The sequence below is a fragment of the Achromobacter xylosoxidans A8 genome (genome assembly GCF_000165835.1).
Classification (GTDB): domain Bacteria; phylum Pseudomonadota; class Gammaproteobacteria; order Burkholderiales; family Burkholderiaceae_B; genus Achromobacter; species Achromobacter xylosoxidans_B.
In genome coordinates this window covers 17,008-31,328 of the sequence record NC_014642.1, presented here as the reverse complement: position 1 = coordinate 31,328, position 14,321 = coordinate 17,008, and the positions used below count along the sequence as shown (strand labels likewise).

Genomic DNA, 14,321 nt, shown 5'->3' with positions numbered 1-14,321 from the left:
GATCAGATCGCCGCGGTATCCTCTCAAATCCGCGTGGGTTCGGGCGGCATCATGCTCCCCAACCATGGCCCTTTTGTCGTTGCGGAACAGTTAGGCACCTTGAACGCCCACTACCCTGGCCGGATTGACCTCGACATGGGGCCAGCTCCAGGCGGCGCCGCCGCCGCCGTTCGTGCTTTGCGGCGCAGTGGCATTGAGAATGACTTCGCCGAAGACGTCACTGAAGTAATGGACTACCTGCCAACAACGGCAGGCGTCCTGTCCATCATGTGCCCGGTGTTCACGATGTGCCGGTCTGCATTCTGGGGCCGAGCATGTGCGGCGCCCAACTCGCTGCAGCGATGGGCCTGCCTTAAGCCCTTACCTCCCACTTCGCACCCAGGATGCTTGACGAAGCGGTCGACTACTACCGAAAGAACTTTCGTCCGTCGGAGTGGATGGCGGCGCCCTACGTGATAGTTGGCGTGAACATATTCGCCGCAGACTCGAACGAGGAGGCGGATTTGCTTGCGAGCTCCCATCGCCAATTGATGCTCAATTTGCACATGAGCCGCCTTGGATTGCTGCCGCGCCCCGTTGAGGATTGTGTGGAGAGCCTGCCCGAGACCGAACACCGCGTGCTAGAAGAAGTTCTAGCCGTGACGGTGGCAGGCGATCAGCAAAAGGTGCGCGCCTGAATCGAGGGCGTGATAAAGCGCACGGGCGCAGACGAACTGATGATAGATTGCCGGATCTACGACCCGCAACATCGTTGCCGCTCTCATGAGCTGGTCGGAAGTGCGATTCGCTGATTCAACGACCTTTGCTGATTTCGCCAAACCGCCATGCTGACGCGCGACCTCTTAGATTGTGGCAACAACGTCAATATTTTGCCCGGCACGCCCGCTCAACCGGCTTGGACAATGGATGTCATTGAACAGTCGAAGCAAGACACCTTATCCGGAAGGCCGACGGGCACAGTCGCTTGGCTTTTCGCATATGGCTCGTTGGTGTGGAATCCGGTTATCGACACACGAGAACAGCGCATGGCCTCGCTTCTCAGTCGGCATCGTAGTTTCTACCTTCGCTTGATCGCCGGCCAGACGACACGGTCGGTACCAGGACGCATGTTGGCGTGGCAAGATGGTGGAGAGTGCAGCGGTCTGGCTTGTCGCCTTGAAGAAGATAATTCGCTCGACGAACCACGCCTGGTGTCAGTCTGTGAAATAGTGCACGGGCTATGTCGGCCCGTTTGGACACGAGAAGGCCTGACGGATGGACGTATCGCTTCCGCCTTTGTCTTTGTGGCCGATTCGGAGCATCCCCAAAATCGCGTGACACACGAACTCAATGCGGTTGCCATCGATGGCACCACGGCCAGCAGCCCATTCGGGAGCGATCGTGAGTACCTCACGTATTTGGAGGAAGCGCTCACTCGCTGGGAAATCCGCGATTCACATGTGAGCAACCTTGCGCGGCGCGTCAGGGAGCTAGCCCGAATGACAAAATGCCAAAAATTTCCCGGGCTTCGCAATCGGCTGCCAATCCAGCCACACAATAACGCCCCAAGCGCTACCCGATTTCGCGGCCTATTGGGCATACTTTCGTGCGTGCTGCCGCGATATGCGATTTCCTCGGTCGACCAATGATGTCTGTATGAGCCGAGGAGCAAAAGCCAGTACCTAAATGCGCATTATCACTGTGAAAATTGAGTCATTGTTGATCTATGGTATCGCAGATACTTGAACAGAATAAATACTAGGGCGTGTCCCACGTCCTCTCATTACCGGATCCGGGCATGCCTGTTATCGCCGCTGTAGCGAGCACGCTTGTCTGTCAAAGACCATAAGACGTTATGGTTCCACGACATTCTGTCTCCCGAGCCGGGCAAGTCAATGCCCTTCCCGGAGGACTTGGCGGAGATTCTCGAATTTTCTTAACTCGCACGTGCGGAAAGGGCAGGCCCCCCTGCGCGGATACTTATCCCCTACCACCAGGGGATATCCCGATCCACCGCAGCAATGCTCGCAATTCTCCATGCCAGTCAACCAGAACTGCAAGATGAGGATCAACTGTTCGCGCAGCTACGTGCCATTCGCCCTCGCGCATGGCCGAATTTCACGATGGTGGGGTGGATTGATGATCTTTCCGGGCGAGCGGGACGGCTGTCTGCAGCGCTTGCGCGACGCTACACCTACCAGTTGCATCATGTTCCCACTCTGGGCCGGTTACTGGAGAACGTGGGTCGAGGCGTGGAGGTCGACTTAGGAAAACGAACGCCCTAGCAGTCGCCTCCTCACGCCTGAATCTGCTAGCTAAGTGCAAAATTCAGGCGAGGCTCTGATTTTTCCTGCAATGCCTCCCGCGTGACGCCAAGCGCAAGCTCTTTTACAACCAACCCTTCTTCGGTGATGTCCATCACCGCCAAGTCGGAGATGATCCGGTGCACCACGCCACGACCGGTCAGTGGTAATGAGCAGTGATCCAGGATCTTCATGCCACCGTCGCGCGTGTTGTGCTCCATGAGCACGATGACCCGGCGCGCCCCGCCGACCAAGTCCATGGCTCCGCCCATTCCCTTGACCATCTTGCCGGGGATCATCCAATTCGCAAGGTCTCCTTGCGCGCTCACCTCCATGGCGCCCAGGATCGTGAGATCCATATGGCCGCCGCGGATCATGGCGAATGACATCGAGGAAGAGCAGATCGACGCGCCGGGCGCCATTGTTACCGTCTGTTTGGCGGCATCGATAAGGTCCGGATCGATTTCATCCTCATAAGGGGGAGGCCCGATGCCGATCAGCCCGTTCTCCGATTGCAGCCAGACCTGCATGTTGTCGGGCACGTACTGCACCACTTTCGTGGGCAGTCCGATTCCCAGATTCACGTAGTCGCCGTCGTGCAGTTCCTGCGCGGCGCGCGCCGCCATTTGCTCGTGTGTCCATGCCATTGCGTGTACTCCTTACTGCGGCCGCGAACGGAAACTCTTGCGCTCGATGCGCTTTTCCGGGTTGGGGACGACCACGATGCGATCGACGAAGATTCCCGGCAGGTGTACGTCGTCGGGATCTATCTCACCCTCGTCAACCAATTCCTCTACTTCCACAATAGTCACAGCGCCAGCCATCGCTACATCCGGATTGAAGTTCCGCGCGGTACGCGCGAAGACGAGATTGCCGGAGCGATCCGCGCGTTTCGCCTTCACCAGCGAAACATCCGGCTGTAGCGCGAGTTCCATGATGTAGGTCTGGCCGCCGAATTGCCGGATCTCTTTGCCGTCTTCGACGACGGTCCCTACGCCAGTCCGCGTGAAGAAGGCGGGAATGCCTGCGCCGCCCGCCCGCAGTCGCTCCGCCAGCGTTCCTTGCGGGTTGAACTCCAGCTCGAGCTCGCCGCTGAGATACTGCCTTTCGAATTCTTTGTTTTCACCGACGTAAGACGCGATCATGCGTTTTATCTGGCGCGATTGCAGCAGCACGCCAAGACCGAAGTCGTCTATACCGGCGTTGTTACTGATGCAGGTGAGATCGCGGGCGCCGCTTTCGCGCATTCCCTCAATCAATGCCGAGGGAATGCCGCAAAGGCCGAAACCTCCCACGGCAATGGTCTGGCCGTCCTTGATCACCCCATGCAGGGCGCCGGCCACATCTCCGAATACTTTTCTCATTCTCTAACCGAAGTAATGGGGTTGAGTGCGTGGAATCACCCCCCGGATACTAGGGATTCGAACAGGCGGGAACAATGGATTTGGCGCAACCTTATTGTGCAATTCTGCACAGCAATCAGGTGGGCGGGTAAAAAAGCGTCGGCTGCGACTCGACCTGCTCCCGGATGAAACGCCAGACGAACTGATAGCGCTTGATCCTGAGCAGATCTTCGGGAGCCGCGATCCAGAGGCTGCGGGTAATGAGCGGCTTGTCGGGGAACAGGCTGATCAGATCGCCGCGCTGGATGTTGGCGACATAGGGCGTGAGCAGCACCAGTCCCAGGCCGGCAGCGGCGGCCGAACGCTGCGCGAGCACGCTATTGGAGGTGAAACATCGCTTGGGCGCGGGCACCAGTTCCTCGAGCACGCGATAGCGCTCGCTGACCGAGCCGTCGTGTATGTAGTCGACGAAATCGTGCTGAGCCACATCATCCAGTTCGCGGATGGGGGGATGCGCCTTCTTGTAGGCGGGAGAGCAGTACAGGAAATAGTCGATCTGCGCGAGCTTGGCGACCTTGTAGCGCCCCATTTGAGGCGGATCGAGCGTCACCAGTATCTCGACTTCCCGCGTCACGAGACTGGGGAACTGCGGCTGGGCCATCAGCTCTATGTGCAGGCCCGAGTGCTTCTGGCGCAACTTGGCCAGGCCCGGCGCCAGCACATGTATGCCGAATGCCTCAGGCGTTCCCACGCGCACATTCCCCTTGATGAAGTCGGCGGCCTCCAGGCTCTGCTCGACCGCGGCCAGCAGCGCGCTTTCCATCTTCTCGGCGTGGGGAATCAATGCGTGGCCGGCATCCGTCAGCGAATAGCCGCTGCGGCGTCGGTCAAACAGGACGACTCGGAGCGTCGCTTCAAGTCGGTCTATACGGCGTGACACCGTGGAGTGCTCGATACCCAGCTTTTCTCCGGCGTCGGAGATCGTTCCCAGCCGGGCGACTGCCAGGAAAACTTTCAGGTCGTTCCATTCGGGGTGCGTATCCATGGCCTATTGTGCATCAGCGCACACCAAGGGTGCAACGATGACCTTTGATAAACCGAACTCGGATCGCACAATTCGCCTGCAGTTGCGCACTGGAACGTTCCACTTCGCCGCGCCGCCATCGGGTGAGCACCGCCGAGAACATTCGCTGAATTATGTATCTGGAGTTGGAGTCGAAGATGACAGAGAGCCATCGCTACAAGAACTACACCGCGATCGAATTTGACCGTCCCCTGGAGCGCGTCCTGCGCTTGACGCTGAATAATCCCGAACGCATGAACTCGCTGGATTCGAAGGGCCACGCCGAACTGGCCGAGGTCTGGCGCGAGATCGACAGCGACCCGGAGACAAGCGCCGTGGTGATCCGCGGCGCGGGACGCGCCTTCTCCGCTGGCGGGGATTTCCAGATGCTCGAAGAGATCAACGACGACTTCAAGGCACGCGCCCGCGTCTGGCGTGAAGCGCGCGACCTTGTCTACAACATCATCAACTGCTCCAAGCCCATTGTGTCCGCCATTCACGGCCCGGCGGTCGGCGCCGGCCTGGTCGCCGCCCTGCTGGCCGACATCTCCATTGCGGCAAAATCCGCCCGTATCGTGGACGGCCATACCAAATTGGGCGTGGCGGCGGGAGACCACGCCGCCATCATTTGGCCCCTGCTCTGCGGCATGGCCAAGGCCAAGTACCACCTGATGCTCTGCGAGCCCGTGAACGGCACGCAGGCCGAAGCATTGGGCCTCGTGTCGCTTTGCGTGGACGATGACGCGCTGGAGGCAAAGTCGCTCGAGATCGCGGGAAGGCTCGCGGCGGGCGCACCGGCCGCGCTGCGCTGGACCAAGTATGCACTGAACAACTGGCTGCGCCAGGCAGGCCCCATCTTCGATACGTCCCTGGCGCTCGAATTCATGGGCTTCGGCAGCCCCGAGGCCAGGGAAGGGGTGAGCGCGCTGCAGGAACGGCGCGCTCCCCGGTTCGATCCGGAAATCGCCGTCTAGGCGGAGCGGCGCCCATGGAATCGATCAAGACTGTGGCCTTCATTGGCGCGGGCAATATGGGCGCGCCGATGGCCCGCTGTGCGCGGCGCGGCGGCTTCGACATCACGATTTGCGACCGCAATCCGGCTGTTCGCGAGAGTTTTGAGCGCGAGGGCGTCCGAACGACCGCCGACATGACGGATTGCGCCGCCGCGGACGCGATCATTGTGCTGCTCGCCAACGACGCCCAGATCAAGGACGCCTTGCTTGGCGAACGCGGCCTGGTTTCCGCCATTCCCGCCGGCCATCGCCCCACTGTGTGCATGATGAGCACCACGCTGCCCGACACGCTGCACACACTGCAGGCGCCGCTGGCGGCGGCTGGGGCGCGTTTGGTGGACGCGCCGGTCAGCGGCGGCATTGTCGGCGCCCAGGAAGGAACGCTCACGATCATGCTGGGCGGCGCCGAGGCCGATGTCGAGCTGGCGCGGCCGTTGATGCGCGCGATGGGCAACCGCCTCTTTCATTGCGGCGTGCTGGGATCGGCCCAGGTCGCAAAAATCATCAACAACATGCTGTGCGTGACCAATATGTACCTGACCGCCGAGGCCATCGAGCTCGCTCAGGCGCACGGCGTTGCCTTTGAGAGCCTCGCTCCCATCCTGGCGGTCAGCACGGGGATGAACTTCCTGACGGCCGACGCGGCCGTAGGCCGCGCGCAGTACCGCGCGTGGTCGCCGACTGAAGCAGCCTACCCGGACATTCACCGCATCGTTGCGAAGGATCTGCATCTGGCTCTGGCATTGGGCGATCAGGCCGGATTGGAGACTGGGATGCTCAGGCAGGTTTCCAACTACGTGGACGAGGACGGCTCCAAGGCAGCCGCTCTCTGGACACGCGCCGGGCACACGTCCAGCCCGGCATAACGACATACCGGGGATCCGGTAGAAGCCGGCGCCTACCGGCTATCACTACACCTATAAATACGGAGATGACAGGATGAAGAACCTCAACAACATTCTGCTTGCCACGGCAATGGCAACAGCCACGCTCATGGCGGGCAGCGCTTCCGCCCAGGACACCAAGACCCTGATACTGGGCGTATCCGCCCCGATGTCAGGCGCTGCCGCGACCTGGGGGCTGGGGCAGGAATGGACTGCCAAACAGGCCGCCAAGGAGATCAATGACGCCGGCGGCGTGAAGATCGGCGGAACGACCTACAAGTTCGAGGTCCGCGCGTACGACAACAAGTACAACGCAGCGGAAGGAACCAAGGTCGCGCAGAACATCGTGAATCGCGACAAGTCGCGCTACGTCGTCGGCAGCATTGGCACCGCGCCCATCCTGGCGCTGCAGTCGCTCACCGAGCGCAACCAGGTCATTCTTTTCACCTCGGCCTGGGGCAAAACCGTCAAGGGGCCGACCAAGCCGTACACCCTGACCCAGTCAACCACGCCGTTTGAAATCCTGGAACCGCTATATGCCTACGTCAAGGCCAAGCATGGGTCCATCAAGACGGTCGCCATGCTCAATCCGAACGACGCCACCGGCAAGGAAACCGAGCCGGTCGCCCAGCAGGCCTGGGAGAAGCTTGGCGTAAAGGTGGTGTCGGTCAACTGGTACGAGCGCGGCACCACGCAATTCCAACCTATTGCCCAGAAGCTGGCGGCGGCAAAGCCGGACGTCATCGACCTCGGTGTCGCGCCGCCTGCAGACGCAGGCGTGCTGTTCCGGGAACTGGCCGTGCTGGGCTGGGACGGCGTCAAAGTGCAGCCGGTGGGCACCGGTGCGGCGCAACTCGTGGACATTGGCGGCAAGGCAGCCAATGGCGTGTACATGGGCTTTTCGGGCGACTACTCCGGAGCCCAAGCCACCAGCAAGCAACGTGAGCTCAATGAAGGCATGAAAAAGGCCGTCGGGGAATCGCTCAACCCGTTGCAATTGGCGCCCTACGACTCTGTGTATGCCCTCAAGGCGGGCATGGAAGCGGCGCAAAGCGTCGAGCCCTCCGAGATCCTGAAGGTTCTGCCCAAGATTGTGTTCGAGACGTCCTACGGCAAGACGGCGTTCGGCGGCGAGGCAACCTACGGCTCGCCCCAGCAGATGCTCATCCCGGTCATGATCACGCAGATCCAGGACGGCAAGCTGGTCGAGGTGGAGCGCGTCGTGCCGGAAGAGCTTCAGAAGCGTCTGGCACAAGGAAAGTAATCAGAACGCCGGACGGCGATAAGTCGGGGGAGACAAGTTGGACGTTTACATGCAATTGATCATGAACAGTATGCAGATCGCCGCGGCGTACATATTGTTCTCGCTGGGCCTGACGCTCATATTCGGCGTCATGCGGATCGTCAACTTTGCGCATGGGGAGTTTTTCACGCTGCCGTTGCTGGTGATGGGGGTGACAGTCCCATTCCTGGTCAGCGAGCAGTTGCCGCTCTTCGCGTCGTATGCGCTGAGCGGCGCGCTGGGAATCGCCCTGACGCTGCTGCTTGGCGGCGTGATCTATAAGTTCGCCTTGCAGCGGTTCCAGCGCGACATGACTGGTTCCTTCGTGGTTTCGGTCGGCCTCTCGTTATTGCTGCAAGGCATATTCCTGGAGTCCTTTGGCGGCGTTCCCAATAAACTCCCCGCGCTGGTCGAAGGAACGGTGAACATCCTGGGCGCCTACATCACCATGCAGCGCCTGATCATCACCTGCTGCGCGCTATTAGTGGCCGTACTCATGTGCTGGACCATCACGTCCAGCCGCCTGGGCAAGGCCTTGCGCGCGGTCTCGGAAGACCATGAAGCAGCCATGCTGCAGGGCATTCCCTACCGCCGGATCGCCCTGGCCGGCTTTTTCATCGCGACCTCCCTCGCCGCTATCGCCGCGGTGCTGCTATCCCCCGTGACGGTCTCCAGCCCAGTCATCGGCAGCGACTATCTCATTCGAGGCTTCATCGCGATTGTCATCGGTGGGCTGGGCAGCATACCGGGAGCCATCCTGGGCAGCCTGCTGATCGCCGTCATCGAAAGCCTTGGCGGCTACTACTTCGACCCCACCTGGGCCACGATCACGATGTTCGCCCTGACCATGTTTGTACTTCTCGTTCGTCCGAAGGGAATTCTCGGAAATGGCTAAATCGCTACTCACCCCTGCAGTCGTCTCGGTCGGCCTGGTGGCGCTCGCCGCCAGCCTGCTCCAGGGCGGCGGCCTGGCCGCCAGTCTGGTCCTGTGGCTGGCCGTCAACGTGCTGATCACCGCCAGCTTCCGTTTCGTTACCTTGATCGGTGAACTCAACTTCGCCGTCGCCGGTTTTGTGGGACTCGGCGCCTACATGGCGGGTGTCGGCAGCGTATCGTTCAACTGGCCCTTCCTGGTCACGCTGGCCGCCAGCGCAGTTTTCGCCGGGCTCATCAGCCTGGTGTTCGGCTACATCACGCTGCGCGCCAAAGGCCCCTACTTCATGCTGATCAGCTTCGCCTTCACCGAAGTGATCCGCATGATCTATACCAAGACCGAAGCGATCGGCGGAAGCTCCGGCATGGTCGGGATCTTTCCGCCGTCCTACCTGGACGGCTATTTCCCCGCCCTCGTGGTTGCGGTCGTCCTCGCACTGCTCTGGGCGCTGTGGTTCATTGAGAAGTCGGATTTCGGAAAAGTCCTCGTGGCCATCCGCAACAACGACGCCCTCGTCGAAACCGTAGGCATCAACGTCCACCTGACGAAGGTGCTGTGCCTCGGCGTATCGTCGTTCGTGGCCGGAATTGCTGGCGCGCTGCTGGCGTACTCGAACAACGTCATCAGCCCAGGGGATTTCGGCTTCCTGCTCGCGGTATACGCCCTAGCCTATCTGAAGGTGGGCGGAGAGTCCCACATTCTGGGGGCCGTGGTGGGCGCCATCGTGCTGACGCTGCTCGGCCAGTTCGCCTTGAGCTTCGGTCCCTACGAGCACATTTTCTACGGAGCCGCCATCGTGATCTCGGTATTGCTGATGCCGGGGGGCCTGATCGGCCTGGGCCGTCACCTCAACAAGCGCGCGCCCGGACTGACTGCCGCGGCGAAGCCCCAAGCCTGAGGTCCTCATGGAAAACCAAGTACTACTGAAAGTCGATGGCATGAGCCGTCGCTTTGGCGGCCTGGTGGCTGTCAAGGATCTGAGCTTCGAAGTCCGCAAGGGAGAAATCCTCGGACTCATCGGCCCGAATGGCGCCGGGAAAAGCACCACCTTCAACGTGGTGAGCGGCTATTACAAGCCGTCGGGCGGCCAATTGACGTTCATGGGCCGGGACATCACTGGCCAGAGTGCCGCTCGAATTTCCCGACAGGGGCTGGTGCGGACGTTTCAGCACGACAGCATGCTGCGCGACATGACCGTCTACGACAACATCGTCGTAGGCACGTTCGCGACGTTGCGCAACAAGGCCGAACGCGATGCGCGCGTGCGCGAAACGGCGGCGCTCATGGGCCTGTCCGAGGTTCTGGACGAGATCGCGGGCAACCTTTCGCATGGACTGCAGCGGCTGGTCAGCATCGCCATCGCCTTCGCCGCCCGGCCAAGCCTGCTCTGCCTGGATGAACCCCTGACCGGCCTGAACCAGACCGAGGCCACCTCGGTGCTGGCGATCTTCCGCAGGATGCGCGAGGAATACGGTGTCTCGATGCTGCTCGTGGAACACAACATGAAGGCGGTCATGGACATCTGCGACCGCATCGTGGTGCTGGACTATGGCGTGTTTCTGGCCACCGGCACGCCAGCCGAAATTCAGCGGGACCCGCGTGTGATTTCGGCCTATCTGGGGAAGCGGCATGAACAATAACGAAAATGTGCTCGACGTAGAGCGTCTCTCCGTGATGTACGGCATCGTGCCGGCGGTAAGCGGGGCGAGCTTCACGGTGAAGCGGGGTTCCATCTCCACCATCGTCGGTTCCAACGGCGCCGGCAAGTCGACCATCATGAAAGCCTTGACCGGCCTGGTCGCGCCCTCGTCCGGGAAAGTCCGCTTCTATGGCGAAGACATTACCGGACTGGCGCCGGATGCCCTCGTCGCCAGGGGGCTGGTACTGGTGCCCGAAGGGCGACGGTTGTTCAAAGCCATGACCGTAGGTGAAAACCTCGAACTCGGCGCCTACCGGGAGAAAAGCAAGCATGCTATCGAGCAGGGCATCGCGAGCGTCCTGGAGCGCTTCCCCGCCCTGAAAACCCGGCTCAAATCGCAAGCCGGGAGCCTCAGCGGCGGCCAGCAGCAGATGGTTGCCGTGGGACGCGCCCTGATGGCCCGACCGCGGCTGTTGCTGCTCGACGAGCCCACCATCGGGCTCGCGCCAGCCATCGTCGACACCATCGCGCAGATCATCCAGGACATCGCGGCCGAAGGGGTGGACGTCATGCTGGTCGAGCAGAACGCAGAAATGGCATTGGAGATCGCCACCCACGCTTTCATTCTCGAACGTGGCGAAATCCAGTTGCAGGGCCTGGCCTCGGAGCTGGCCAGCAGCGAAGCGGTGCGCAAGGCCTACCTGGGAATCTGATCGCCACGCAACGCCCTATCCACTCATTAGTTTTCGCGAGGTAATTATGCAACGACTCGAAGGAAAGGTCGCTTTCATCACAGGTGGCGGCGCCGGCATCGGCCGCGCCAGCGCACTGCTATTCGCCAAGGAAGGCGCGCAGGTCGTCATCGCCGAGCGTGACACCGCCGCGGGCGAGCAGACCGCCGCCATGGTGGAAGCGTCGACGGGCCGCCCCGCCCTTTTCATCCACACCGACGTCACGGAACCCGAAAGCCTGGAAGAAGCCGTCAAGCGCACCGTGGCGCAGTTTGGACGCTTCGACGTGCTGTACAACAATGCCGGAGGATCCACCGTCCGCGACAGCCGCGTGACGGACGCGCCGGTGGAAGAATTCTGGTCCAAGATGAAGCTCGATCTGTTCGGGACCTGGCTGGGATGCCGCTACGGCATCCAGGCCATGATGGACGCGGGTAATGGCGGTTCGGTCATCAACAGCACGTCGATCTTCGCCCTGATCGGCACCCACGGCAAAGACGCCTACACGGCCGCCAAGGGCGCGGTCAGCGCGCTGACCCGATCGATGGCGGTGGAGTATGCCCAGTACCGGATCCGCGTCAATGCGGTGGCTCCCGGCGCGACGGCGACAGAACGTGTGCTCAAACTGCTGAAGGACGATGGCGTCACCAGCAAGTCGTTGGAAGGCCAGTTCTTCGGGCTGGTGCAACCGGAAGACATCGCCCACGCCGCGCTGTACCTGGCATCCGATGAGTCCCGCTCCACGACCGGCCACATCCTGGCCGTCGACGGCGGATTGACCATTTCCTGAGTGACCGGAGCCATCATGTTTCGCCATATCGTCATGCTCAGCTTCAACAACCCGCTCACCGGGCGGGACCACGAAGAAATCGTCGGCATGTGTCAGACCATCAAGGACGAACTTCCGGGCATCCTCGAACTGCGCTTTGCCACCAATGCCTCGGATCGCGCCCATTCCTACACCCACGCTTTCGTGGCAGACCTCGTGGACGCGGCCGCCCATGATCAATATCAGCAGGCCCCTGTCCACGTGCCGCTGAAGCAGAAAGTCGCGGCGCTCAGCAGGCAGCTCATCGTGCTGGACTACGAAGCCTGAGCGCCGGCCATGACACGACCACCCGAAACAAGGAACCTCATGCGGGCCACCAAGCTGTTCACCCCGATCAAACTGCGCGGCGTCGAGCTGCCCAATCGGGTGCTTATCTCGCCGATGAGCCAGTATTCCGCCATCGACGGGCTGGTGCAGGACTGGCACCGGTTCCATACCGCCGGCCTGGCACGAGGCGGACCCGGCAGCGCCATGATCGAAGTCGCAGCCGTCACCCGCGACGGCCGGGGAACCCCAGGCGACCTGGGAATCTGGAGCGATGAACAGATCCCCGGGCTCGCGGAACTCGCGCGCATCATGGCCACTCACGGCGTGATTCCGTCCATCCAGATCGGCCATGCCGGACGCAAGGCCAGCACCGGCCGCCCCTGGGAAGGCAACCGGCCGTTGGCGCTCTCCTCGGCGGAGCTGGCCTGGGAAACCACGGCCGCCTCTTCCGTGCCGGTTCAAGAGGGCTGGCCCGTGCCGCGCGCGCTGGACACCCCCGAACTGGCTGGCCTCGTCTCAAGCTTCCGCGCCGCCGCGGCCCGCGCAGTCAGCGCCGGATACCGCCTGGTCGAGATCCACGCCGCACATGGCTACCTCCTCCACAGCTTCCTCTCTCCGGTCACCAACCTGCGGCAGGACCAATATGGCGGATCGCTCGAAAACCGTATGCGCTTCCCTCTGCAGGTCGCGGCCGCCGTCCGCGACGCCCTGCCCTCCGACATCCCGCTGTCCGTACGGATTTCCGCCGTCGACGGCATTGAAGGCGGTTGGCAGCTGGCCGACAGCATCGTGTTTTCGCGCGAACTGAAAGCACTGGGCGTAGACCTGGTCGACTGTTCTTCCGGCGGCATCCAGGCACCCGCCACGGCGGGGCAAGGCCCGCTTGCCGTCAAGCGCGGCCCCGGCTTCCAGGTGCCGTTCGCGCAAACCGTGAAGCAGGAAGCCGGCATCGCCACGATCGCCGTGGGCCTGATCGTCGATCCGGAACAGGCCGAAGCGATCCTGGCAGAGAACAAGGCGGATCTGGTGGCAATCGGGCGCGAGGCGCTGCACAACCCGAATTGGCCCCTGCACGCGCGCCTGGCCTTGCAAGCCGACCCCGACTATCTCGCCTGGCCCGAGCAATACGGCTGGTGGCTCAAACGCCGGCCGAAGGTCTTTCAGGAGTAGCAACGGGGGCGCCTGAGCCCCATATTCAGGCAGGCTTACCTGTAGAATCGAGTCTAATTTCATTTTGATGACTCGATGAATACATCCGTTGATTCGTCCTCCGAAAAGCCAGGCATTCGCGAAGTGCGGGTGCTGTCGCGCGGGCTGACCATTCTCTCGGCGTTCGAGCCGAATAACGAGTGGCTGAGCAACTCCGAGATCGCGGCGCTCACCGGTCTGCCCAAGCCGACCGTCTCGCGTCTTACGGCCAATCTGCTGGAGGCGGAATACCTGCAATATTCCGCCCAACGGGCCGCCTACCGGCTGGGCACGGCCGTGCTCGCTCTTGGGTTCATCGCGGCTTCGCACCGGGACTTTGTCGTGCTCGCCAGGCCCCTGATGCAGCAATTCGCCGACCAGCACCAAGTCTCCGTGGTACTCGCTTCGCCCGACGCCAGCAGCATGGTCTGCAACGAGGTCACGCATAGCCGAGACATGATTTTCACCTTGCGGGTGCGCGCCGGCTCACGGCTGCGCATAGACCGCTCGGCCCTGGGCAGGGCCTTGGTCGGCGCAATGGGCGATGCGGAACGCACTGTGTTCCTCGACAAGCTTTCCGCAACCGACCCGCAGGCTTGGGAGCTGCTGAGCCGCGAAGTCCCGGCGGCGGTTTCACAAATGGCGAGCGACGGCTATTGCATCGCGGCCGGCACCCTGGAGGCCGGCACCAACGGCGCCGCCGTGGTCGTGGACACTCCGGAAGGCCCGCACACTTATGCACTGGGCTGCGCAGCGCCTTCGAACTCCCTGGAATTGCCGCGGTTGAAGCAGGAGGTAATCCCCGACCTGCTCGCCCTCAAGGCCCGGCTGGAAGCCGAACTCAGCAATATGCAGGCGGAATAATC

General features: G+C 61.9%; 17 protein-coding genes. 14 read left to right on the top strand and 3 right to left on the bottom strand.

Going from position 1 to position 14,321, the window contains the following annotated elements:
• Positions 1-51: 51 nt before the first annotated feature.
• From AXYL_RS35375 to AXYL_RS34625, 3 genes are all read left to right on the top strand, one after another.
• On the top strand, positions 52-456 hold the full coding sequence (locus tag AXYL_RS35375) for a hypothetical protein (protein WP_237710070.1): 405 nt from the start codon (positions 52-54) through the stop codon (positions 454-456).
• Positions 384-677: a hypothetical protein gene (locus AXYL_RS35370; protein ID WP_223306574.1), complete on the top strand. Its 294-nt coding sequence runs from the start codon at positions 384-386 to the stop codon at positions 675-677. The genes AXYL_RS35375 and AXYL_RS35370 overlap by 73 nt, the downstream gene beginning before the upstream one ends.
• Positions 678-824: 147 nt before the next feature.
• Entirely contained in the window at positions 825-1,628 is an 804-nt protein-coding gene (locus tag AXYL_RS34625; RefSeq protein WP_013397146.1) for a gamma-glutamylcyclotransferase, read from the top strand.
• 662 nt (positions 1,629-2,290) lie between these two features.
• Here the strand turns inward: AXYL_RS34625 and AXYL_RS32975 are convergent.
• From AXYL_RS32975 to AXYL_RS32965, 3 genes are all read right to left on the bottom strand, one after another.
• On the bottom strand, positions 2,291-2,929 hold the full coding sequence (locus AXYL_RS32975; RefSeq protein ID WP_013397145.1) for a CoA transferase subunit B: 639 nt from the start codon (positions 2,927-2,929) through the stop codon (positions 2,291-2,293).
• A 12-nt stretch (positions 2,930-2,941) separates the two neighbouring features.
• The gene (locus AXYL_RS32970) at positions 2,942-3,646 is read right to left on the bottom strand and encodes a CoA transferase subunit A (protein ID WP_013397144.1); all 705 of its coding nucleotides are present in this window, start codon (positions 3,644-3,646) and stop codon (positions 2,942-2,944) included.
• A 115-nt stretch (positions 3,647-3,761) separates the two neighbouring features.
• Complete coding sequence (locus AXYL_RS32965) at positions 3,762-4,670, bottom strand: LysR family transcriptional regulator (RefSeq protein ID WP_013397143.1); 909 nt, start codon at positions 4,668-4,670, stop codon at positions 3,762-3,764.
• Positions 4,671-4,846: 176 nt separating this feature from the next.
• On the opposite strand from AXYL_RS32965, the gene AXYL_RS32960 reads away from it, so the two are divergent.
• The 11 genes from AXYL_RS32960 (at position 4,847) to AXYL_RS32910 (ending at position 14,319) form a co-directional block, all read left to right on the top strand.
• Positions 4,847-5,662 carry an enoyl-CoA hydratase/isomerase family protein gene (locus AXYL_RS32960; RefSeq protein WP_013397142.1) on the top strand — a complete coding sequence of 272 codons (816 nt, stop codon included), beginning with the start codon at positions 4,847-4,849 and terminating at the stop codon, positions 5,660-5,662.
• Between the two features lie 14 nt (positions 5,663-5,676).
• Positions 5,677-6,567, top strand: coding sequence for an NAD(P)-dependent oxidoreductase (locus AXYL_RS32955; RefSeq protein ID WP_013397141.1), 891 nt, complete (start codon positions 5,677-5,679; stop codon positions 6,565-6,567).
• 73 nt (positions 6,568-6,640) lie between these two features.
• On the top strand, positions 6,641-7,849 hold the full coding sequence (locus AXYL_RS32950; protein ID WP_013397140.1) for an ABC transporter substrate-binding protein: 1,209 nt from the start codon (positions 6,641-6,643) through the stop codon (positions 7,847-7,849).
• Between the two features lie 49 nt (positions 7,850-7,898).
• On the top strand, positions 7,899-8,762 hold the full coding sequence (locus tag AXYL_RS32945; RefSeq protein WP_041657858.1) for a branched-chain amino acid ABC transporter permease: 864 nt from the start codon (positions 7,899-7,901) through the stop codon (positions 8,760-8,762).
• Positions 8,755-9,699 (top strand): branched-chain amino acid ABC transporter permease, encoded by a 945-nt coding sequence (locus tag AXYL_RS32940; RefSeq protein ID WP_013397138.1) that lies wholly within the window; start codon positions 8,755-8,757, stop codon positions 9,697-9,699. The genes AXYL_RS32945 and AXYL_RS32940 overlap by 8 nt, the downstream gene beginning before the upstream one ends.
• A 7-nt stretch (positions 9,700-9,706) precedes the next feature.
• Positions 9,707-10,441 (top strand): ABC transporter ATP-binding protein, encoded by a 735-nt coding sequence (locus tag AXYL_RS32935; RefSeq protein ID WP_013397137.1) that lies wholly within the window; start codon positions 9,707-9,709, stop codon positions 10,439-10,441.
• The gene (locus AXYL_RS32930; RefSeq protein WP_013397136.1) at positions 10,431-11,153 is read left to right on the top strand and encodes an ABC transporter ATP-binding protein; all 723 of its coding nucleotides are present in this window, start codon (positions 10,431-10,433) and stop codon (positions 11,151-11,153) included. The genes AXYL_RS32935 and AXYL_RS32930 overlap by 11 nt, the downstream gene beginning before the upstream one ends.
• 46 nt (positions 11,154-11,199) lie before the next feature.
• Positions 11,200-11,961, top strand: a complete 762-nt coding sequence (locus tag AXYL_RS32925) for an SDR family NAD(P)-dependent oxidoreductase (protein WP_013397135.1) — start codon at positions 11,200-11,202, stop codon at positions 11,959-11,961.
• A gap of 15 nt (positions 11,962-11,976) precedes the next feature.
• Positions 11,977-12,267, top strand: a complete 291-nt coding sequence (locus AXYL_RS32920; protein WP_013397134.1) for a Dabb family protein — start codon at positions 11,977-11,979, stop codon at positions 12,265-12,267.
• A 39-nt stretch (positions 12,268-12,306) separates the two neighbouring features.
• Complete coding sequence (locus tag AXYL_RS32915; RefSeq protein WP_013397133.1) at positions 12,307-13,437, top strand: NADH:flavin oxidoreductase/NADH oxidase; 1,131 nt, start codon at positions 12,307-12,309, stop codon at positions 13,435-13,437.
• Positions 13,438-13,512: 75 nt separating this feature from the next.
• Positions 13,513-14,319: an IclR family transcriptional regulator gene (locus AXYL_RS32910; protein ID WP_013397132.1), complete on the top strand. Its 807-nt coding sequence runs from the start codon at positions 13,513-13,515 to the stop codon at positions 14,317-14,319.
• Positions 14,320-14,321 lie beyond the last annotated feature (2 nt).